We start from the raw sequence: 22,083 nt of genomic DNA on the forward strand, positions 1-22,083 counted from the left end.
CATGAGCAAATTAACTTCAGATATCCAAGCAAACCTAGAGCTTTTCATTAAAGAGTCACAAGAAAACGCTAAAGTTTGGGGTCTACGTAACGACGAAGGCTGGCTTTCATGCGAATCAACCGAATTCGAAGAAAGTGAAGTCATGCCTTTCTGGTCTACAAAAGAAGATGCAGAACAGCACAACGTTGAAGAGTGGGCTGATTTCGAAGTGCTAGAGATTCCACTCGACATCTTTGTTGAAGACTGGTTAATCACCCTAGCGGAAGATGGTGTGCTAATTGGTACTAACTGGAATGCTCAATTAGAAGGTAAAGAAGTCGAACCTTCAGAGCTTGCGAAACAGTACCTATAATCATCGCGCTTACACGAATTTTTACTATCCAAGACGCACATTCTGCGTCTTGTTTTATTTTTTATTGACCTATCGCGGATGATGATAAAGCAGGGCTTTGTTAGAATAAGCGATACTTTCTATTTTCGGACAATATCAATGCAACTCACTAAGTTAACGCAAGAAATCTTTGACCACCTTTACCGTGATATCACAGAGTTTCGCTCAACTTTCGATTTACCAGTATCTCAACCGGATACTCTTGATGAGCAGCAAGATGCCCTGCACTCTTCTTTGATCATTGAAGAGATGACTGAATTAGCTGAAGCACCAGATAAAACTGAACAAGCTGACGCTATTGTAGACAGTGTTTATGTGTTGATGGGCCGTTTAGTTCATCTTGGCCACAACCGTGTTGCTGACAACCTAGCGATTAGCTACCTCGTTGACATTCTATTAAACGTTGCTGTCAACCGCGGTATTGATTTCTTACCATGTTGGGATGAAGTGCACAGCTCCAATATGAGTAAAGTGTGCCGTAATGAAAGCGAATACGCAGAAACGGAAGCCTTCTATGCGAAACAAGGCATCAAACTGATGGCCGTTGAAAAAGGCAACTACATCATCGCTAAATGTGCAGAAGATTTCGTATCAGAAAGTAAAACAGTGAAAAAAGGCAAAGTGCTTAAATCTGTTTACTACCGTCCTGCCGACTTAGCACCACTAACTAAGTAATACGAACGAAATATCATAAAGGCTGCTTCAAGCAGCCTTTTTTATACCCACAATCAAATTCTTATATTGGACTGTCCAAATCATCTTGTATCCAATGATACACCGAGAGGAAAAACCAGTAGGTCTGTAACGCCACAATGCAATATATTGTCTATGCACAAATTTCAGGCAAAAAAATTACATGTAACTAAAAGTTAGATTAGAAAGTTAGGAAACCCTGTGTCTACAAGACTTACACGCCGATAATCTAACTTTTATCGAAATAATCTAACTTTTTGCTCATTTTTAATCATAAATAATGAATGTCGTTAATCATAAACTTAGATCAAATCAAAGCTAATGACATCTAAATTTTAAGGTCATGATAAAGGTAAGTAAATTCTATCATCACAGCCAGTGACCTATATCAGCCAGTGACCTATGCCCGGAAGTCGTTTCTGGACAAAAACGATTTAGGGAATTACGGAAAATTGTTTCTAGCTGATTAGTAGAAGTATCTTGAGACCTTAGTCTCTTGTTAAGTTGATATTCCACCCAACACCAACAAGCCATGAAGTAACGGACCAAAACTAAACAACGATGGTAACAAGTAGAGTTTAAAGCCATCGTTTACAAAAAATGTTTTGATAAATGATACTGCCACCAACCAAGCATACGTTATTGGATTTAAAGTTATGGATAGAGCACGACTCCATGTCCCCTTAGAAGTCATCCATATACCTAACGAGGCTGTTGGGTTAAAAAGTGATTTGATGTTCACAGTCCCAACAGGATGATCGATACCAGTTTGTTCTCTGATTTCATCTTTCGCTTTTTTCAATAACCGAAAATCTCGTGAAAGTGTGTTTTTATAACTTTGAAAAAAATCTCCTATTCCAAAAATGATTAAAATAAGAGCGCAAAAAATACCGATAGCAATTAGCAACCAAGGCAAGAGCTCTGGTCGATTAATAGAGCCTGAAAGTGAAGCTATCCCACGCCCTATAGTTCCCTCTTGTGGAGAAAAGGCTAGTGTTACAGTGGCTATATAAAGAAGTCCTGATGCATAAATACCCATTAGTAGCTTGCTATTTTGATTCACTATTTCCTCCATCAACGTCCTGTTATGTAGTTATCCACCGAAGGCTAACAACAACCAATTTGAAACCGTAGACTTCGCACTAGAGATAGCTGAAGCCCATGCTTCTGGGGAGGAAAACAGCCAAACAAGAATTGCAACAATAGCACCAGTGTAGAAGTTACCGAATACTCCACCTACGCCACCATGATGCCACGCTATAATTTTGCTATTTTTACTTTTATCAATAGAGTTTCTAGCGACATTAACCATTTCCTGAGACAGCTTCTTCTTGATTTTTTCTGCCTCTTCATCTGCATTCGCTTGGAACACTTTAGTCAATAATTCATCAGCAGCTTTTTCGTATTTCTTGAGTTCATGAGTCATCAACTTTAAACGCACAAACTCGTCGGCATCATTCCCCTCGCTTATCCATTTTCTCTTTTCGTCTTTATAGATGCAGTAAGCAATCATCCCAGTATAGTCATTCTGATGTTTTACCAATTTTTCATAAACTTGGTTGTACTGTTTACTCACCGAACAATTTCCCTTTATGTTTTAAGTTGTACTCGGTGACAGCCTTTTTTATAAGAGTATTATATTTTTTAGGTGTTACCTTACCAGTTATTGTTACTGCTATTTCAGAGGGAGATTCTCCTCTTTCCAGTCGCGCCTGCACCCTTTGAGCTCTGCTTTTTCCTTTGAAAAAATTAATCATATATCGCCTTAAACCAAATGTAGCCAGCCTATGGGACTGGAAACGCCACTTGTTGACAGTCCCTCTTGAAGGCGTTTGTTATGTGATTTTATCTGCCAAATAAATAGCTAAGCTCTTCTTCAGAGACGCTATGGACTTCAACCAAAGTTATTCCTTTATGCTGAATGGTGCATATTTTTATCGTTTTGCCATCTTGCCACTCTTCTTTAACATAAACACAAGTAGAATGTCGGCGGGCAGATGGATTGAATCGATTGTCACCATCCATTTGAGTTATTTTCCCATTCTTAAAAATAGTGATCAGTGTTTTGTCATCATCCTCTTTTCGATCAAATATTACTGTCGCAAACTGTTGACTTGAGTTAACTTCAAAATCGATTTGGTCGTATTCGAACTCTGCTAATAAAGAATCTCTCATTGATTACTCCTACTATAAAATATTACAAATCACATAACGACGTGCTCTGGGGCCGAAGCGCAACGTAGGTTTGTCCGTTGCAGCACCTTGTTAGCGTCGATTCTCAACTTCAGTGACAGGGTGTTCACCAAGATTATCTGGAAGCTCTTCGAGAAGCTCATTTGAATGATACTCCAACACTATTTCCCCTTTTGTTAGTCTTTCAGTCCAGTATCTACCTATTAGCTTTAACTGCGGCTTTTCCACTATTTTAAATACTGCTGTTCCATCATGCGGAATACTTCTTTCGCTCAAGCTTAATCTAGGCTTACTAGTATAAGAGTATGCGACGTTTTTGATTTGGCGATCTGGGTCAATTTGAAAACCTTCTGAGTAAGAAGAACTTTCCATTTCACTTGTACGCATAATGCAACTAATGTGGAAGAAAGACTGATTTATAGTGAGCATTACAGGTATCGGTGGAGGTTTTTCTCCTGTATCTGGATTTTTCCAGTCTGAGTGTATAAAGCCCAACCAGCTACCATTCAAGTTTGGGAAAGGAACCAGCCAACCTCTAAATAGTTTAAGCTTCCACCCCCATTTTACGAAAGCTGCAACTATTAAAAGATCAATACTCACGACTTTGGGGACAAGCCCGAAAAAATCTTTAACCTTGGATAGGTCTAACCCGCCAAAATATGCAAGAGAAAACCAAGCAACCGCAGAGATCCCGACCAGCAAATATAAATAGCTCTTAATCGTCACGTTGCGCATTATTTAAAACCAAAATAATTCCAAGCCGCTTTGGCAAACTCACGCCCATCCGCACGAGTCCATTTCTGACCTGAATGAAATAGGAAAAAGCACTCATTTACTTCGAGCCAGCGACCCTCATCTGGTTCATCGCCCTGAAGATTATCCCAAATATGAAAAAGCATACCTTTTAGACGCTCCGTCCATGTTGAGCGTGAAAACACCTCATTTGGACAGTTATATGCCAAACATTCCATGAAAAATGATGGTAACTCACGGAATGTTCCATCTGCTGCCATTGCGTTTTCAATTCGCTTTAGCAGTCGAGCTCCCTTTTTATAGGCATGTCCAGTTGCATTATTCTTGGCTGTTCCTTTTTCCATTTGCTGGACCGGATAGTTGACGATACTACTACCATCCTTTTTGAATATTTTAGTTCCATCCCTAGTTCCTTTATTCATATAATAGCGATAGCTGAAACAAGGAACTACATCAGCATCGACTCGTGAAGAGCTCGAGTTTATCTGTATCGCTGTCGAGCCCGACGAATCCACTTGTCCGGGAAACTTAGCCGTCATAGCCGAAATAAGTTCAGTTCTAAGCTTTGAAGGAGTCCAAACTCCTTCGTATGGCTGGCTTGGAGGATGATTACCTTTTTCTGACTCGTCCCAATATTGGACTTCAGTACATTCAACAGCTATATCCACATCGCTATCTGCACGCACATTTGTATTGTTAGCATAGGAGCCTTTTGCAAATATCTTCAACGAACAATTGTTGAACGGTGTATGCGAACTAATCGCTTCGCGAATCATCCGCTCGGTTCTATCTTGCTTGTCCTTTTCAGTATTACTAGAGGGACCAGTCCATCCAACTAGCTTATCTTCAAGACTCATTCTTCATCCTTTATAAACGCTAACCGTGTCTTTTCAGCAAACATTGTCTATATAATATTTTCATAAAATACAGACTCCATAGCAGCCACATACTGTTCTATTGGTCTTATTCTTCCTTGCACTCACAAATTGGAGAACATGTCTGTATAGTCGCAAATGTTCAACTAAGCTCATAATCTGCTATTAGGAAAAGTAGGTCAAGAAATGACAACAAGAAGTGATCAATAATCGGAGATTAAATGAATTTGGGGCAATACCAACTTAGAATACATCATGTAGCTCATATTCATTTATTCTGTTTATCTATCATCGTGCACCAAGTCACCAATCCGGAACATACCGAAATTTTCAGGTTTAAGAACTTGATGGTGTGGTGTTATGTATATATCGATGGAATTACCTCGATCTAGAACCAGACGTTTTATACCTGTAAATATCTTCTGCTTATTCTTATCGTTATGCTGGCTAACATGTAATGAAATTTTTTCACCTGCCTCAAAAGGAATATTGGAGAAAGAAAAGTTCAGTAGATCTTGGAAGTTTGTTTCTAATTTACCGTCAATGCCCTCACATTTAAAAAATACCTTGTAAGTTCCATCTCCCTCCTCAAAGGAGGTAACATCCGCAACCAAATCATCACAATACAATGAAGCAACGAGTTGAGTTTCTTTCGCATTTTTAAAATTCACTTGGAAGTGGTACATATGTCGAATACACATATCTTCGGTAACGAAATGCATATCCTTTAGCGCATCCACTCGAAACTCCACATGAGGAGTCTCAACAATTTTTTCTTTTGCCTTGGCCTCAAAAACCATAAAGTCTTTGCCATTATTAATTTCTAAGAAAAAATGCTGACAAATTGGGTAACCTGACTTCATTTTGGATAAGAAATCCTTTGAAATAAATAATAAGCCTTGAGCATTACCGTAGGCAAAGAAATCAAATGGGCAATCCAACAAAACATCGTAAATATCATCTTGAAGCAAATAGGCTGTTGAGTCTGAGTTTGGAAATGAAATGTATTCTGGAAATTCTAACCACAGCCCATTGATTTCATAGCGTTCATATTTTTTAAATTTTTCTGATTTTTCTTTAATAGCCTGAATGATGTTCTCTTTAAACTGGCTACGAGCTAAGATTCCTAACTTCTTCAGGAAGGTCGGAAAATCCTGATAATAGACATCAATTTTTTCGAATTCTATAACACGCTTACTAGCTTGAATCGCTGATTGATATCTTTTGAAACTATCCCCTTTACTACTTCTGAAAAAAGGAAATACTTCGGTATGTTCAATACTGAATCCTTCACCACCTATATCAGGCATCTCTCTGTTAACACAAATTCCTGCTCGAATTTTCTCAGGTATTATTTTCACAGGTTCAAGATCTTGTTCTACTGAGTAAAGTTTTGGAATAGAAATCAATTTTTCTAGTTCTGACATTAAACACACCATATATGCAACCTAGCAAACAATCAGCATACGCTTAACTAACCACTTAAAACATGAGTCAGATTCCAAAGAGGTACTCTATGAGAGACAAATTGAATACCGAAATTATAATGCTTTGGCTACATTAGCCTAAATATGACAAATCTCGAAGGCTAGGCTGTGTATGAGTAAATGCTCTGACATCGAAAGGGGCAAAGATGTGCTGGCAGTGTTTCCGCCGACACGTCCTTGGACAAAGACAAGTTGATTACATTTAGCTGTATTATGCTGAGATGGTTTTTCACATATTGTCCATATACTTATAGTTGCCCTCGGTTTTTTCTTGTAATCTGTTATGACACGGTAATCGGTAGTGGTGAACAGTAATCTATGAGTGAGAAGACCATAACCTCTGTTGCAGATATCATCAAACTGGCAAGGTCTGAAACAGCTCACAATCTAAAGCAATGGTGGTTCAGAGGACAGTCAGATGCTGAACATAAATTGCTTCCAGGGTTGTTCCGTCCAGTTAGTGGCAAGTTCTATGACGAGAACAAGCTCATTGATGAGTTTGTTCGAATGCACCCAGAAGCACGAGAAAAGCATGTTGATATTTTAGAATTGCTTACGTATGCGCAGCACTATGGCTTGCCGACAAGACTTCTAGATTGGACCGAAAACGCTTTGGTAGCTCTATACTTTGCATGCAATGGTGAAAAGGATAAAGATGGTAGAGTTTTCTTTTTACCTAACTATATTGAAGAGTTAGATTTTTTTGACTACTACAACTTCGGATTCGGTAAGCGTTTTACTGAAAGTTTAATCGAATACAATGATCCTGATGACTTCAGCCATTTCTTACAATCGCTGATAAACGGTATAGAAGATCGTGTCAAAGAGTTAGTTCTTAAGCAAATTTATATTGGTGGTAAGTCTTTGTTCCAATATGTTACAGGAGAGCCTCATACCAACTATAGTGTGTTCCCTAAAGCAGTTGATCTTCATTATGATTGTCCAGACAGGCCAAACACCATTATTCATGCAGGATTCATGTATACACCTAAAAGGATAAATCGAAGACTTATTACGCAACAAGGCTGTTTTACGTGCCATACGGGAAAGTTTATGTATGGACAATCATATGTAAATACAAATGATTTTTTTGATCATCATTCTAGGTCTTTCATTGTTCCGAAAGAATATAAGCAGACAATTATGCAGGAGTTGAAGTACTGCGGTATATATGAAGCAACACTCTTTCCAGAGCTTGATTATCAGACAAAATATATAAAGAGTATTAGCCTAGGTTGAAATACTTGTGATGACCTCTAACTCTTCTCCATTTGCGGCTTCACGTATCACTTCGCTGAATAGGTCAACCTGCCGTAAGCAATGATACTCAGGTCTTAACCTTGTGCGTTCCCATTAAAATTATTTGGGGAAAAGTCCGTGAGTACTAAGCCGTTTTCTGTAAGGCGTAACTAATAATGGGGCAAAAGTGCGTTTGTGAGAAAGAGCATTAAATTTTGGGGACGAAATGAATTAGAGAGATTATCAACAACCGGTAAGAACGTTTAGATACAGAGAAATGGATAAATTAGAAGATGGAATCCAGAACGACTCTATTAAGAATTTTACAGTTGTAAGTTAGAGATGCCGCTGCCATCTCAATGCCACCTTTTGTTCCTTACGAACTGACTGTGACCAAGTGCTGCGCGGACCCACATACAAAGTATGCCTCATATTTAAAGACCAAGGGGCGTATGCTTGGTCTGATGTAATGATAGATAGTATTGAGTTCATGGGCAACCGTTAAAGTCTCTGTCTGAGCTCTTTGGATTATGAAGAGTTTTAGCCTTCTTTTTCAGTGGTAGTTTATTGCTCAACATCATAAAAATAGGCGTACTGAAAGTTTGAAAGTACGTACTGAAAGTATGATTCATCTCTTTTTTTGAGCACTCGGAATTTCCATAACAAATTGATTTTAAATAACAAATTGATTTTAAATAACAAATGTAAATACTGGTGGTTCTCAAATTACGTGAATTCAAGATGACAAAGGATGACCCAAAAATCAATCTAATATATTGATTATTATAATAAAAATAGCATTTCCCCTATTGCTGTATTCATACTTTCAATAAATGCGTAGTGAATGTATGTTTTTAATCCTACCTATTGATTTTAATGAAATTTCCTCAATAAAACTTACTGCTCTTTTTCATTTTTCTCGAAAGTTTTAAGTTTTTAAGCTATAAAACTCTATAGTTTAACTTTTTTCATGAATCATGAAAGATGTGTGAGGCGTGTATTTACGATGAAACAACTCCATAACGAACCCAATCTTATTGGCTTACCGTCAGAATTCAACGCTGTCTATACGGATGGGAAAATGGGTGGTAGGCCGCAGCTAAAAATGACAATTAATGGTCAACCGATAACGTTTAATATTTTCCATGCTCATATACATCGTAAAGAAAGTATTGAAAGCTATTTGAAACGACGACCAAAAGCTAACGACATACTTTTTTGCAATCATCTCAGTGATTATCTTAGGCAGCTATGCCATGACTCAAACATCAACTATGCCGATGACTCCGGAAACGTAAGAGTAATGACTGGTGACATATGCATATTCATTGGCAATAGACCTCCGATAAAACAAGATAAATCTCACCAGTTTATGACTATCGGTATCATGAAGTGTTTATTTGCTCTTTTCGCTGAAAAGGACCTTATCAATGAGACCTATGCGAATATTGCATCTAAAGCTGACATTTCGGTTGGTATGGTTACAAAGGCAATGAAGTACCTTATTGAAAACAACCATATAGTAAAGAATAAACGCCAAAGAAGGTTTTTACATGAACCTGAGTTGCGTTATGAATGGTTGAAAAATTATGGTCACATTTTAGCTCGCCATCATCAGGTGACGACTTATCCTCCTGTTGACAATTGGGAAGATATCTTATTGCAGCCAGGAGATGTTTGGGGTGGAGAAGTGGCCGCAACTCAGCTTACAAAATATAACCACCCTCACGAGATACTATTGTTTAGCCGACATCAACCGGTCAAGTACTCTATCGGACATAAAGAGTTACCACCTCTTAAAGTAATAAAGCCATTTTGGGGCGAGTCTTTAAAAATTGGTCAACCTGCGTTGGCATTACTAACTATGGCTGAGTTGCTACTATCTAAGGATGCGCGCAATAGAGAAGTGGCTTATCTTATCAATGATAAATACGGAGAGTTCAACACATTACCTTTGTGAACTTTGTTATGTTAGGAAGTTCAAAACTGACTTTCATAAACATAGGAATAGCAAAAATAGAATCATACTGGCAAATTGGTGGATGGGAGGTTTTATGACCGAGAAACAACTCAGAGCTATCTTGTACCGTGCCGCTCGTAACCGACGAAACGGTTTGCATCTTAAAAGTGACGATCACCTTGAGCGTAGTGTTAAGGAATCACGGCAGTGGCGAGAATCCATTGAATTGAAATCATCTAGAACCTAAACCAAATAAATTTAAGCACTACTGATTAATCTTACACTATAAGCAGGGATAAAATGCATGACTGACCCATACTTAAACTTACTGCCGACATTAGAAGAATTCGAACTGCCAGACGTTCCCTGGAAAGTTGTCGACCCATCATCGTTACCGAAAGCTACTCTTTCAGCATTCGATTCATTTATGAGCGGATCTAGCGTTCCTCATAGAGTATTCGTTTATAGTCATGACTACTCGCGTTTCTGTATGCTCGTTCGCCGAGGGGATATAACGTTATCTTAGGGAGCGTGTTAATTCATGCATTATCTGGCAGCTTACGCAAACTATCATGGTTTGGCCGAACGGTTGGGCTGAATTAGTACAAATCAGAGATGGACAAAAGTGACTTAGAGCTGGTGCTTTAAGTCACTCATTTCGCATAAGCTAGATTTTGATTAAACGAAATATAAAACGTTGTTGCTCAAGAGCACAATGTCTCTGCTCTTTTACACCTTGTTAAGACTAACATGGAGCAATGAGGACACCACACAGGCTGCTTATCTAACCCCCAAAGCAAATCTGGAACCGTTATTTTTCTTCAACTGAAAATTCGAACACTTTCTGGTCGTAATTGCTAAAGCTGTTTTCAGATGTAAGTAGAATGGCTTTACATAAGTAACGACTTTGCTTCTCATCTTCATTTGACTTATGCCATTCCTCAATTCTATCCTTGCTTACTGCGGTATAAGACCCACATAAAGAACGAATGCCCACAGGATGAATAGGTTGCCAATAATTGTACCAGAACGATGAAAAACCGACTTTAGAACCATCGACAGAGTAAACAAACAAACCATCGGAAGATGAACCGACAATCTTTTTTCCATCAATAGTACATTTGGGAATGTATAACCCTCGTGATTCGAGATCGGAGTGCCAGTGCCCATACCTCATAAATGGATACGAAGTACCGGCCATTGTAAGAGCTTCTGGCATCTTACTATCGCCAAATTCATAAAACAGCTTCCTATCCAAAAGATTACCAACGGCTAAACAACCAGAACGCTCTTCTATCTGTATATCAGGCGTAAAATCAATTCCAGTGCTCATCTTTACAACTGTCAGATCAATCCAGTTATTGCAATCAAGTTGTATAGGCAATGAAAGTGCTAAAAGGTCATTACTGTCATCTGTTTGTGTAAAGTTGGATAATCCTTCTTTAACATAATTGATTAAATTAGCTTCATTCGGGGAATTATGACTATTCCAAACCGGTAACCATTTAGGTTTTTGAGGGCGAAACTCCATATACGCTGGTTCGATAGGCAGCGTTAGCACTGATAAATGATCAGCATAAGAATCAGGCATACCGTAAAATTGCTTTGCGACTTCTATTGTTCTCAGATATGCAGAACGACCACGATGGCTTGCTTGCGTATAAAATTGCCCGGTAGCTCTTTGTCTATCACTACCTAAAAAGTAATCAATAGCTGTTCCCGAAGAAGGCTGATATTCGAATGTAGTGTTCCATTCTGATTGGTAATGACAGGTAAAGGGTAAACCGGTTCTTCGCTCTTCTTTTTTCAACCATGAATTGTACAGGAGAGGTACATGACTTCCCTGGTAATATTCAAATCGATTGTTTCCATTATCTAGACTAACAAAAGGATAAAATGGATAAGAATATTTCCCGAAATCCTCTGGAGTTGATATTAATTTCGAGAGCATTAGATCAGACAATGTGGACCTTGCTTTGATATATTGGCCCAGATCATTTGGGCAAACATACCCCTTAGACTTTGCAATGAAAAATACACATAACACTTCTATGCACTCAGATTCGAGCTTTCTATTTGCTAAGTCTTCCTTCAACAACTCCTCAACTCTTGGGTGCTGTGCTATTAAAAGCAGTGAAAGCTGGTCTAGTGCCCAAAGCTTAATAGAAGGTACCGGGAGCTTCAGCCTTGAAACTAAAAGTTTAACCAATGCTTCTTCGAGGGAGTCATCCTGACGCCAATCCCAGGCAGGCGCAGTAAGTTTAAGGTTACGAACGTCATCTTCCAGCTTTTCAACCATCGCTAAAGTAAGTGCAAGCGCTTCATCTTTCCTACCACTATGAGAAAGTAAAAAGACTAACTTGTCGTTAGGAATAATTAAGCTGCCAAGATTATCCTTCCAGCTATCTAACTGTGATGTTGTTAGCTTTATGAACTCATCAATCCTTTTAGGGTATTGCTCTGCAACGACTTTAAGCCGACCAATACTATTCTCAGCTCGCTCGTACCAATCAGACCAACCGCCCATTGCCTTGTGAGCTGCAACCAAAAGCCCAAAGGCTTTTGCTTTGCCCTCTAACTTTTTGACACTGAAAAAAAGGAGATCTAACAAGTATCGTTTGTCACTAAAACGATCAGCAAATGTCGATGCTTGTGGCATTAAGTGCTGTAGTAACTCAGTCTCTTTACCCTGATCGCACCAATATTTGTACCAAGTCTTCCAAAATTCACTTGTACTGTATTTATCTTTGAGAGCAGCAGTCAGCTCTTCAAACTTGTCAGGCGGATAATCTGATGGCTGCAACGAAATTTTTTTATCTAGTATATCAGTCGATGAACGCTTATCTTCAGCCATGTCTTGAACTTTAATACCAAGCAAGTTCTCTATTTCATCACTGATATGAATGGCCTGTGAATTTTCTTGCTCAATTTTTTGTCTAAGAATTTGGTAACAGCTTGAGTGCAAACCTGTCAGATATAAATGTTTAGTTATAGGCGAAGACAAGTCACACCTTTCAAGCAATCTTCGAATTGTCTCATCAGCATAGTACCATTCGCCATCACTGAGCTCCTGCTCATAAATGGAAGCCGCTGTTTGAGGGTTTAATCTTGCCAATAACGAAGATATAGAGTGCTTGGAGTGCCTAGTTTCATCCCCGTCTGTAAACTTGGATATATTGAAAACTATAGGTGATATTCGCTCTAGTATTTCCATAGCAGAATCAGGATCAGATAGGTATTCCACAGCTGTCAATACATCAAATATGGTGGGATCTTTGTGATGACCATAACCGAGCACAAAATCCCATGTTTTCCTCAAACACCTTTTAAAAAAGACTAGATTATCGTGTTGGAATGCTATTTGAGTAAGTTCTAGGTAAGCATTAGAGTTCTCAATTGTTTCTTCTAGCTCATTTAACTGCCGTTTATCTTCAAGCTCAATAAGCAGTTCCACTGCATCATCATCTAATAGCTTGAGACCTACCTCTTTATACCATAGCCTTAGCCATTCAACTCTGAAGATGCCAGAGTCAACAGTGTTCTCAAGTTCATCACGCGTGATTTCTAACTTGGTTGTTATCAGGTGACAATCGGCAGCAATTTCAATCCAATCGCGCTTTAAATTTATATCAGCTCGTCGTGTATCCCATTGGACCTCATCCAATATTGGTTCCGAAGGAAACAGTGCACAAACTACATCAAAGTTTAATGTATTTCCTGCTAAAAGCTCAATTGCGATCCAATCTGTAAGCTCATTGAGCAAATCGTAATGGGCTGACACATCTGCTTGATCTGACGTTGCAGTGACTGGCAACCAAGAAAAGTCGCCTTCCGCATTTAACCTAGTACAAAGTGAAGCAAAGAACCAACTATGGTAACTACCGGTCTTTTCCACCTTGAAGGCTGTTGCCGACTGACCATCAAAAAGGTGAGCCTCAACAGTCGCAACACTTTTCTTAGAGAATATATCTAAAAACTGAGATAACTTCTGTGAGGAAAAAGCGCTATATTGTGGTCTACGGGCAATATCTGCACCCTCTATAATGCTTAATCTAATTGCATCGAGTTCGATTTGACCTTTATGATTCGAATTACTGGGTAAATGCTGCCAAGCCCTGAAGAGTAGACCCAGCTCTTTTTTTGTACGGCATGCACGTCTAAAACTAGCCACATATCCATCGGGCCAATTAGAGAAGTTTCCTCCTTCAAAAATCGCATCGTAGTTAAGGCTGTCAGTTAATACTCCTGCTTTTATCAATACAGCAGCTTCAGCTTCGTTATCTTGAGAGTGTCGTGAAGACAAAAGTTTGGTTTTAGACCGATATCGTTCAATAGCCTTCTGCGATAATAACTGTGCTTGTTCAATTGATCCTCTATACCATAACGCAATTGCCAATATCGATAATTTGGTTGGTGAATACTCGTTTTGTCCAGAGATTATTTCATTCAGAGACGGCTGGTCAGCGATAATTAGAGAGTGCGTTTCTAGGTTAGTGGAATCCCATGTCTGGAACTCAGGACCGTTGATCAGCCTGATTTTTAGTGCTCTATGCCGATATGCCTCTGCATACTCAAGATCCTGAAATGCATAAGTTTCTGCCTCAGATAGCAGTCGAATGCATGATCTCACAGGCATTCCAATAATAAGCTTATCAAGTACCCAGTCTCGAGTAACACCCTGTCGTAACTCCGAAGAGTCGCCCCCCCGAGCCAAACTCGACCAGAGCCAATTATCTTTGAGATGTATTGGGGCGCTCAAACTCAACCATTCGCAGACACATGGCAGTAATGCATTTATTCGCTCCTGGTGTTCCTCCTGATTTCGCACAAATACCACTAGACTTTCATGGAAAGGCCTTACGCCGCAAACTCCTTCTGACAGCATGTGTGCAACTGCATCTACACTCGGTGCATATTCGTGATTATCTTTTACAACAGTACCAATTGCCTGTCTCGGCCACGCAAACTGAAAACCACTGCACAGGTGAAGGGCATCCTTTTGTCTATAATTGAGGTTACGCCAAAGCTCGGAATAGTAAGTAGTAATATTGCCATCGGAGCATGGAGGAAGCTTCTCAATTTGCCAAGAAGAAAGTGCTAATCCATGATGAGACAGATACTCAGATGAGTAGATCACATGCAGAGGATAGCCATTTGTAGCTTCTAATAACGCGCCGGCACTTTTCTGAATTTCTTCATCCACATGATCCTCATGACAGTTTAAGAATAATCGACCAGATTCAATATGAAGTTTTAAATACTCGTATATCGAATTTCCAGACATTTCAGGCAACCAGTGCCACTCATTCTTAGGTGAATGAGTAAGCAATGTGTGAGGGAGTAATTCATCGTCAACTGGTTGCGTTCCAACAAGTACCACTAAGTTTTCTGTTGTAGGTAGCAATTGCCTGAAGGTTTCGTCCAATGGCTTTTTGTTGTGGGCATTGTCTCGCCACACATGATCCAACCCATCAATTAATACTAAAAAGGGTTTCCCCTTGTCTTTGTAATAATTTGCGCAGGTTACCAGCGCATCACGCAGGTTTTCAGGATGGGATGTACTTGCATTTGCTTCTTTATGAAAGCTATTGACTTGATGTAGCAGGGATTCAGCAACGATTCTTGGACTTAGCCTATCTTCAGTTGTATCTCCCAACGATAAGAAATAGTGGTGACGTAATAGCGGAATTTCCTGATCTTCCAATTCTTGACACAGAAACGATAGATACGTACTTTTTCCAACACCAGGCTTGCCCGTTAACGTAATGACTTCGCCTTTTGAACGGCTAATTCGAGCAAGTAGATCATTGTGAAAATCTGAATCAGGGAGGCAATAATCCTCAGGTACAGAGAATATTTCAGGTATGAGCTCCGGTCTTTTTGGCGATAAAACTTCTCTAACATGATGAAGATAAATCCAACCATTTTCTGGAGGATTATTCTGAAACATTGCCCATTCACGTGCTCTTGCGACAAGCCGCTCAACGCCTGTATCGTCGGAAAACTTCAAAAGTTCGGCTCGAACACTACGCTTTATCGTAAGGTAGTCTCCTTCACTATGTTGGACAGTCAACTTCGAAAAAAGAAATATAGCGGCTTCGTGGCTTCCTAATTGTCGGATAATCTCTTGTTGTGAGTCATCATCAACCTGATTAAAGTCTATTTTAGAACCACGCAGGCAGGACTCCATAGATCTGTCCGGCCGCTTGTTGGTCAATAGAACAACATCCCCAAGCTTTTCAGCAGGCACAGCATTAATGGCATTGTAGAGCTTTTTAAGAATGGAACGAGATCTAGCTGTTTTACCTGAGATTTTTAACAACCAATCCCACGTAAGGCAGTTTTCATCCTTCTCAGGAGAAGGGGTAAATTTAACTTGCCAAAAATCTTTAATGCCATTTGGTCGTTCACAAACAACATCATCTATGCCTTCAGGTGTTTCATTGCTATCTGTGTCGGCTTCAAATGCCACCCTGGCATACTGAGTAGGGCTATGAAGCCATTCTGCAAGCAGTTTAACTCCCTGCAGCGTTTGATAATCATATCCCGTATAGATAATCGCAGAATTTTTAACTTTCATGTAAAGTGGTACTGCTCATTAATTTTCATTATGTTCAGTAGTCTGCCATCTCATAACAGCTTTCCCAATATTAAATTTCCGCGAATAATGAATTTTTGGTTAGAGTGTTAACACACACACTTTGTCGTAGAAATAGCTAAGTTAATTACGAGCAAGACCGTTATAATCCCCCCCCCCCACCATAGGAAAGGCTTCAAACATCCCGCAAACTAAAGCTCTTACTAGACCTGTGTTATTTATACACACCCCCTCATTTAACATTAGAAAAATTGTCGAAAACCCTTAAGGTGAGGCTAATCATGTGCGCTTTCCAAAACAAAGAAAGGGGCAGAACTGAGTCTAGCTGACTTAATCATCTGTCAGCTTTGCTTTTAATTTTACGCCTTGATGTTCTTCACATTAGTAGACTGTTTCCTTGTTGATGTTTTGTAGCGGTGCAACTCCCACGTTAACTGAGCCACGGACGTTGCCATGACTCTCAATTCATTTCTAAATTGGTCATTCTCGGCTCTCAAACGCTTATTTGACTCTTCCAAGTCATCATATCTCGCCTTATCAACCTGCTTTTTCTTCTTTGGTTCCCCCTTTTTCGCTACTGCGGGGTTCGGGTGGTAGCGAACCTTTTCAGCCTGAACCATTTCCAAGATAGTAAGGTGATTTTTACATGACCCGTTTGCTACACCAGCTCTTTTTTCGACTGCATAGGGGCTAACCTTCTTGCCTTCTTTTTTCAGTGCTTCAAAGGCATTGAGTAACTTGGTTTTTACGTTTGCCATTACAAAGCTCCTAATTCAAATCTTACAAACTCGATGTTGTGGTCACGCATGACCTTCTCGGCGGCACGGATGTCTGTCAGTTCACGAGAAAGCGTGTTCTGATTGTAAAAACCCATGTCTTTCATTTGCTGTAATCTTCCTGCAATTCGTCCGTGACGCTCTTGCCAACGCTGCGCCTCTTCCTGGTTAATGTTTAAGTTCTCACAGTCACGACCAACACAACTTGATGGCTCAAACAAGTGCTCCATTTTGCATTTAAAACCAGCAAAACACCGACCATAACCTGTCGATTTATTCGCCCCTTTTGTTTCCTTGGCAAGCCCTTCAAATTGTTCTTCAGTCATTGCGCGAGGATCACCCTCAAACGTTTTCATAAACCCACCTGATTGCTCTTCAGGGTGGTCTATCATATCGCGCAGATACGTTTTGTGGCTTTCCATTTCAGCCTCTTCCACCGCTTTTTTAACGCTGCCAGGGTTCTCTATTCCTAGCAGGGTTAAGACCTCAGCATGACTGGCATAAATCGCGGTCATTGATAGGCTGATGTGCTTGAACTGATGCTTCAAAGCAGCCAGCGACACCAAGCCATTCCCGACCACAAAATGAGCAAAGGTACGTCTTAATGAGTGAGTGGAAAAGTGCCAATACAATGTACCATCTTCCCGCTCTTTAATAGGGTTATATCGAGCGGGTACGACAGGGTTAAGCAAGCCATATACCTCATCCATTTCATCGGGGTCATAGGTGATATCAAGTTGCTTTGAGTAGTCAGTAAAACAGCTTCCAAGGTTTGATGTATTTAGCACCATATCGCTCAACTGACTATTGATGTTCTCGCCGCTGCCACTGTTACCATCGAATCGAAATCGTGGTGAGCAGTGAATGCTGCCTTTATCGGAGCGATAATCGTCATTTAATGCAGTTAAGACCTCTAGTGCCTTTTTACAGATAGGGCCGCACGCCCATGCATCTTCCCTTGGTAGTTTCTCCAACTTACGAGTCCAAGAACGCAGTGTACATAGCTTGATACCGTCAAGGTCAACTTCTTTGTACGAGGTCGAGTCTATTTGGGTTAACTCACTAATTCGCATGCCCGTAAAGGCGGAAAGCGTCATAAAACAAGCGCCTTCTATCGCCCAAAACTCATCACAGGCTTGGCGCTCTGAAATCCCATACTTTTTGGCATATGCTTCTACATCGGCAAGATCTTTCAGTTTTTTATGGGCAGCCGTGACATCTTCTATCAAGCGTCCCATCAGTTGCTCATAAATAACTGGGATTACCGTCGGGTAATGCCCTTCGCCAGCAGTTGAATACTGCTTGGCGATTTGGTTGAGGCTTTTTCCTTCCGGAATACCCAGTGAAAAGTGGCGCTGCTCTGGAAAGTGTTTGTTGAGTTGTGTAAGGGTGCTCAGTGCCGTTAATTTTCTTGATACAGTGCTTTCACTGTGCTTTTTCTGTTCATGGAGCAGTTGACTAAAAACCAACTCATTACTGAGTAGAGAGAAGGAGTCGACTGAAGTGCCTTTATATATTCTCAGGGCAGAGTTTGAGCGCCTTGCTATGAGCTGACACTGGCTAAATTTGCGAAACGTGTTCCCGTCCATGTGCAGCAGGCTCCCCTTTGCTCCCCAAATCAAAAAATAGATCCGCTGCTTAAGTTCGGTAAGAAGCTTGGGGTTGTGCTCTCTGGGGTTAAAATTAATTTGGTAATTCGATTTTTTTTCGTTAGTGAGATTAAAAAATGCATTGAAATCCCACACATCATCACCGAAATAGGAGACGGGATTGCCTTCCTTATCCACGCTCACCACGGTACCGTCATTAGGCATGGGAAACGGATTCGACGTTAGCGGTAGAGAATACTTTTCAAACTTTTCGAAATCATGGCTGACGCTGTACATAGCTTATCCCCTGAATATGTCCATAACTGAATTTTCATCCCACAACGGGTGACATTCGCGTTCTAGTTGCTTCATGGCGGCTTTTAGGTGAGCCTTCTTGAAACGTGCCTTGAGCTTATTTAGATTGACTTTCACTTCGCCAAAGTTTGCGATGAAGTGCTCGACATTTTGATGCACTACCATGGCTTCATTCAGTCGCTGCTCAAAGGACAGTAGACGCCATATGTCGTGCGGGTTATCCACGACACCAAAATTCGGACAGCTAAAGCATTTCACGACAAAGCCGCAGCCTAATTGGGATTTTTCTTCATCAGAAAGGACACCACTTCTGTCTACGGTTTTTTGAAATTCTTTTTTCTGAGGAGTGTCGGCTCCTTTACAAAAACCACCGTTCTGGTTCTCAACCACACGATGCTCAGTATCGGCTTCTTTTAAGGCTTTCCATTCCTCATGTGAAACCACCTCACCAATCGCTTCTTTGGCTTGTGCCACCGCGACAACCGTTCCGCCATTGGGGTTTTCACCTAAGTTGTGCAAAGCCGTTAAGCCAAGTGCCAATTGGTTTCTGGCATCACCTTCAGAGACTTTGCCGTACTTGGCGTTATCATAAGTCTCAGATGCATTACGGGTGCTTTGTGCTGCCTTACTTCGTCCTAGTTTTTGCTCTGCGTACTGCTTAATCGAAGACTTAAGTAAGTTGCAGTTCAAACGAAAATCAGGGTTCTTTTCTATTAAAGCTTGAATACCTTTGGAGTGTTTAACCAGATAGTCCTGAGCATAATTTAGGAGACTATCTCCACTTGGAGCACTACCGTTCATCTTCAGGAAGAGGTAATGCTTATCTGAACCCAAAAAAGTAGAATGCGCCTTAGATAACGCAAGGTGTGATTCAAAAAAGCTCTTACAGGATGCTCTTGGAGTAAATGAGCGAAGTTCAACCGTATTTCCGCGAGTCTTAAACCCTTCAATGCTGATGCGACCAGCTCCTGACTTCTGGCACACCCATTCATCTTCCAGAAACATACTCAAGGTTTCAGTTCGACCTGTACCGAGATAGTAGATGGTCAGAAACACCGCATTACTGACCAACCTGTCAAACGCTAACTTTCTTTGGTATTCAGATAGTGACTTGTCCTGATAACGTTCTAACAGTGCTCTGCGGTCAGCGAGTAAGGCGAAGGCGATTGAGCGCAACTGCTTAGGGGGGTAGTTGTCAGAACCTAAAGACGCTGAACTCGTATCAAGGTTTCGTGCGGTTTTAGGGATTGTTCCGAGACCAAACTTTTTGCAGATTGAATTGAGATTTGAACCCAGCCAGCCAAGAGTTTTTGCACTGATAGGCTTGCCGTGAAGCCCTTTCCCTGTACTTGCCATTGATAGGTAGGTCGCATGGATGTACTGAGTACATGTTTCTGGTGAAAACTGAACTTTGGCTTTTCGTTTTCCGCTTTGGGCATTGAATGCATGACGAATGATTTGTCGGATAGTACTAAAGTATCTTGCCTTTGATGATTCACGCCACCCTGACTGCTGGAACTTGGAAATCAGCAGACGAATATGCTCATCAGTGGCATACGCCTTTAGCTCTGCAAAGTCACACATTGAGTTGCAACCACTACCGTCCTTCCAAGTATATTTCCACTTAGTAATTGCCGTTAGTATATTATCAGTGACCATCTCCGTGGTCGGTGTAGAGCGATAAGCACGAGCGTTTTCTTTGTATTCCGTATCAATTACATCGGTCACGATAGCGTTTCATCCTCTAGCAAGTTCATGGTTATCTCAGGGATTTGGTTCTTTTCAGGATTGCCCTCGTAATGCTTGAGGTACAGCATGGTTGTTTCTAAATCTTTATGACCCATTTCATCCTTTAGCATTTTCAATGCTTGCATCATCGACAACTCTTTAATTTGAGCCAACGATTCAAGCTTATAAGCGCCAAACGTTGCCCTGCAATCATGCTCTTTATGCTTAAAGTGGGGGTTACTGTTTTCTTGTATCGCAGCGCGTAACTTAGCCCATAATGAGTTGAGACTCTTAGTGGTGAACGGGTCTCCATCCTTATTGATAAAAGCGGGAGGGGTCATATCGCCCGTATTCATGAAATACAACTGCTGCCGATTTTTATATCGCTCACTTTGATGGTATTCATTAATTGACTCCATCAACCAAATGGGCATGGATACTTGTCGGTTGATGTCATACTTGGTTTTGCAGTCGTGGTCAGGCCCAATCCAGATACCCGTTAGAGTCTTTCCTTTAAACCCTTTGGGAATAGCAAAATGCTTGGGTTTCATGTCGGTAATCTCGATTGCTCGAAGCCCCACAGAAAGCGCCACACTAATCATCAAGCGAAACTCTTTGGATAACCCATTGCACCGCCAATTGTCCCTTACATGTTGTAAGTCAAAGTCATTCAATGGCTGTAAATTGGTTTCTCTGGTTGCGCTTCGGATTGAGCAGTCCGTGAGAGTCTGTCCATACTTGGTAGTACCCGTCACTTCAAACGGCAATTGAGAAATGTATCCATGACGGTAGCAAAACAGGTAGAAGCGCCTTGTAATCGAAAGGGCTGAGACGGCTGTACTGCGGCTCAAGTTACCTTTTTCTATTTCTCCTTCCAAATAGGCTCGATACAGAAAAATCGGGTAGCGCTGGAGGCGTTCTTCATGGTCATCCCATTTTAGGTGATTGGCATCAAGATAACGAAAATACCTCAACAGATGAAAGCAGGTAGGTTTTACATCCTTTGCTCCCTCTACGATGCGTCGACTTAGAATATAGGCATTTGGCTCAAATACTGGTTTACCTTCACTGGTAAACAACATGAGAACGCCCTTGAATGACATCGGCTTATCAACGGTAAACAACTCCTGAGAGTCCTCAAATGACACGGTTTTTTCAGCATTAAGGTAATTGTCGAACTCGTTAGTTATCTCAACGTCACCAATATCAATATATTCGTTTGTTTCTACTAGGTGGTAGAAGTGCTCCATACTGAACCTTGATTGAATCTAAATCTAATTATTAGTATATGTTGCAATCTAATTTCATCAAGATAATAAGTTAATTGATGTTAATCTAACTATAACTATTGGAGTTTTTAGCCGAATGTAAAAAAAGGCCACCTTGGGAGACAAAGTGGCTAAGGAGACTATAAAAAGCCTAACAAGAACGAGAATGTATCGTTCTTATTAATGCCAATTGCGTGCCAACTTTAAAATTAATCATA

General features: G+C 40.5%; 18 protein-coding genes. 6 read left to right on the forward strand and 12 right to left on the reverse strand.

Annotation, left to right across the window (positions count from 1 at the left end; translation table 11 throughout):
* The first annotated feature begins 1 nt into the window (after nucleotide 1).
* Entirely contained in the window at nucleotides 2–352 is a 351-nt protein-coding gene (locus tag F9817_RS12790) for a DUF2750 domain-containing protein (RefSeq protein ID WP_161156110.1), read from the forward strand.
* Between the two features lie 138 nt (nucleotides 353–490).
* Nucleotides 491–1,066 (forward strand): nucleoside triphosphate pyrophosphohydrolase family protein, encoded by a 576-nt coding sequence (locus F9817_RS12795; RefSeq protein WP_161156112.1) that lies wholly within the window; start codon nucleotides 491–493, stop codon nucleotides 1,064–1,066.
* Between the two features lie 517 nt (nucleotides 1,067–1,583).
* Here the strand turns inward: F9817_RS12795 and F9817_RS12800 are convergent.
* The 7 genes from F9817_RS12800 to F9817_RS12830 form a co-directional block, all read right to left on the reverse strand.
* Nucleotides 1,584–2,147, reverse strand: coding sequence for a hypothetical protein (locus F9817_RS12800; RefSeq protein ID WP_161156113.1), 564 nt, complete (start codon nucleotides 2,145–2,147; stop codon nucleotides 1,584–1,586).
* 30 nt (nucleotides 2,148–2,177) lie between these two features.
* The gene (locus F9817_RS12805; RefSeq protein WP_161156115.1) at nucleotides 2,178–2,660 is read right to left on the reverse strand and encodes a hypothetical protein; all 483 of its coding nucleotides are present in this window, start codon (nucleotides 2,658–2,660) and stop codon (nucleotides 2,178–2,180) included.
* The gene (locus F9817_RS12810; RefSeq protein ID WP_161156117.1) at nucleotides 2,653–2,841 is read right to left on the reverse strand and encodes a hypothetical protein; all 189 of its coding nucleotides are present in this window, start codon (nucleotides 2,839–2,841) and stop codon (nucleotides 2,653–2,655) included. The genes F9817_RS12805 and F9817_RS12810 overlap by 8 nt, the downstream gene beginning before the upstream one ends.
* 88 nt (nucleotides 2,842–2,929) lie before the next feature.
* Nucleotides 2,930–3,259, reverse strand: a complete 330-nt coding sequence (locus tag F9817_RS12815) for a short-chain dehydrogenase (RefSeq protein WP_161156119.1) — start codon at nucleotides 3,257–3,259, stop codon at nucleotides 2,930–2,932.
* 90 nt (nucleotides 3,260–3,349) lie between these two features.
* Entirely contained in the window at nucleotides 3,350–4,012 is a 663-nt protein-coding gene (locus tag F9817_RS12820; RefSeq protein WP_161156121.1) for a Cap15 family cyclic dinucleotide receptor domain-containing protein, read from the reverse strand.
* Complete coding sequence (locus F9817_RS12825) at nucleotides 4,012–4,887, reverse strand: nucleotidyltransferase domain-containing protein (RefSeq protein WP_161156123.1); 876 nt, start codon at nucleotides 4,885–4,887, stop codon at nucleotides 4,012–4,014. Before F9817_RS12825 ends, F9817_RS12820 begins: the two co-directional genes overlap by 1 nt.
* 299 nt (nucleotides 4,888–5,186) lie before the next feature.
* Complete coding sequence (locus tag F9817_RS12830; RefSeq protein ID WP_161156125.1) at nucleotides 5,187–6,332, reverse strand: hypothetical protein; 1,146 nt, start codon at nucleotides 6,330–6,332, stop codon at nucleotides 5,187–5,189.
* Between the two features lie 378 nt (nucleotides 6,333–6,710).
* Here F9817_RS12830 and F9817_RS12835 point away from each other — a divergent pair, with 378 nt between their 5' ends.
* The 4 genes from F9817_RS12835 (at nucleotide 6,711) to F9817_RS12850 (ending at nucleotide 10,117) form a co-directional block, all read left to right on the forward strand.
* Nucleotides 6,711–7,631, forward strand: coding sequence for an FRG domain-containing protein (locus tag F9817_RS12835; protein WP_161156127.1), 921 nt, complete (start codon nucleotides 6,711–6,713; stop codon nucleotides 7,629–7,631).
* 1,006 nt (nucleotides 7,632–8,637) lie between these two features.
* Nucleotides 8,638–9,591 carry a type IV toxin-antitoxin system AbiEi family antitoxin gene (locus F9817_RS12840; protein ID WP_237476246.1) on the forward strand — a complete coding sequence of 318 codons (954 nt, stop codon included), beginning with the start codon at nucleotides 8,638–8,640 and terminating at the stop codon, nucleotides 9,589–9,591.
* 94 nt (nucleotides 9,592–9,685) lie between these two features.
* The gene (locus F9817_RS12845; protein WP_161156131.1) at nucleotides 9,686–9,838 is read left to right on the forward strand and encodes a hypothetical protein; all 153 of its coding nucleotides are present in this window, start codon (nucleotides 9,686–9,688) and stop codon (nucleotides 9,836–9,838) included.
* 57 nt (nucleotides 9,839–9,895) lie between these two features.
* Nucleotides 9,896–10,117, forward strand: a complete 222-nt coding sequence (locus F9817_RS12850; RefSeq protein WP_013868469.1) for a hypothetical protein — start codon at nucleotides 9,896–9,898, stop codon at nucleotides 10,115–10,117.
* 285 nt (nucleotides 10,118–10,402) lie between these two features.
* Here F9817_RS12850 and F9817_RS12855 read toward each other — a convergent pair whose 3' ends face one another.
* The 5 genes from F9817_RS12855 to F9817_RS12875 form a co-directional block, all read right to left on the reverse strand.
* Nucleotides 10,403–16,171 (reverse strand): ATP-binding protein, encoded by a 5,769-nt coding sequence (locus F9817_RS12855; RefSeq protein ID WP_161156133.1) that lies wholly within the window; start codon nucleotides 16,169–16,171, stop codon nucleotides 10,403–10,405.
* A gap of 377 nt (nucleotides 16,172–16,548) precedes the next feature.
* Nucleotides 16,549–16,947, reverse strand: a complete 399-nt coding sequence (locus F9817_RS12860) for a hypothetical protein (RefSeq protein ID WP_161156135.1) — start codon at nucleotides 16,945–16,947, stop codon at nucleotides 16,549–16,551.
* The gene (locus F9817_RS12865; protein ID WP_161156137.1) at nucleotides 16,947–18,851 is read right to left on the reverse strand and encodes a site-specific integrase; all 1,905 of its coding nucleotides are present in this window, start codon (nucleotides 18,849–18,851) and stop codon (nucleotides 16,947–16,949) included. Before F9817_RS12865 ends, F9817_RS12860 begins: the two co-directional genes overlap by 1 nt.
* A 3-nt stretch (nucleotides 18,852–18,854) precedes the next feature.
* Nucleotides 18,855–20,597, reverse strand: a complete 1,743-nt coding sequence (locus tag F9817_RS12870; protein ID WP_161156138.1) for a hypothetical protein — start codon at nucleotides 20,595–20,597, stop codon at nucleotides 18,855–18,857.
* Entirely contained in the window at nucleotides 20,594–21,847 is a 1,254-nt protein-coding gene (locus F9817_RS12875) for a tyrosine-type recombinase/integrase (RefSeq protein WP_161156140.1), read from the reverse strand. Before F9817_RS12875 ends, F9817_RS12870 begins: the two co-directional genes overlap by 4 nt.
* Nucleotides 21,848–22,083 lie beyond the last annotated feature (236 nt).

Origin of the sequence: Vibrio eleionomae (genome assembly GCF_009874545.1) — a bacterium.
Lineage (GTDB): Bacteria > Pseudomonadota > Gammaproteobacteria > Enterobacterales > Vibrionaceae > Vibrio > Vibrio nitrifigilis.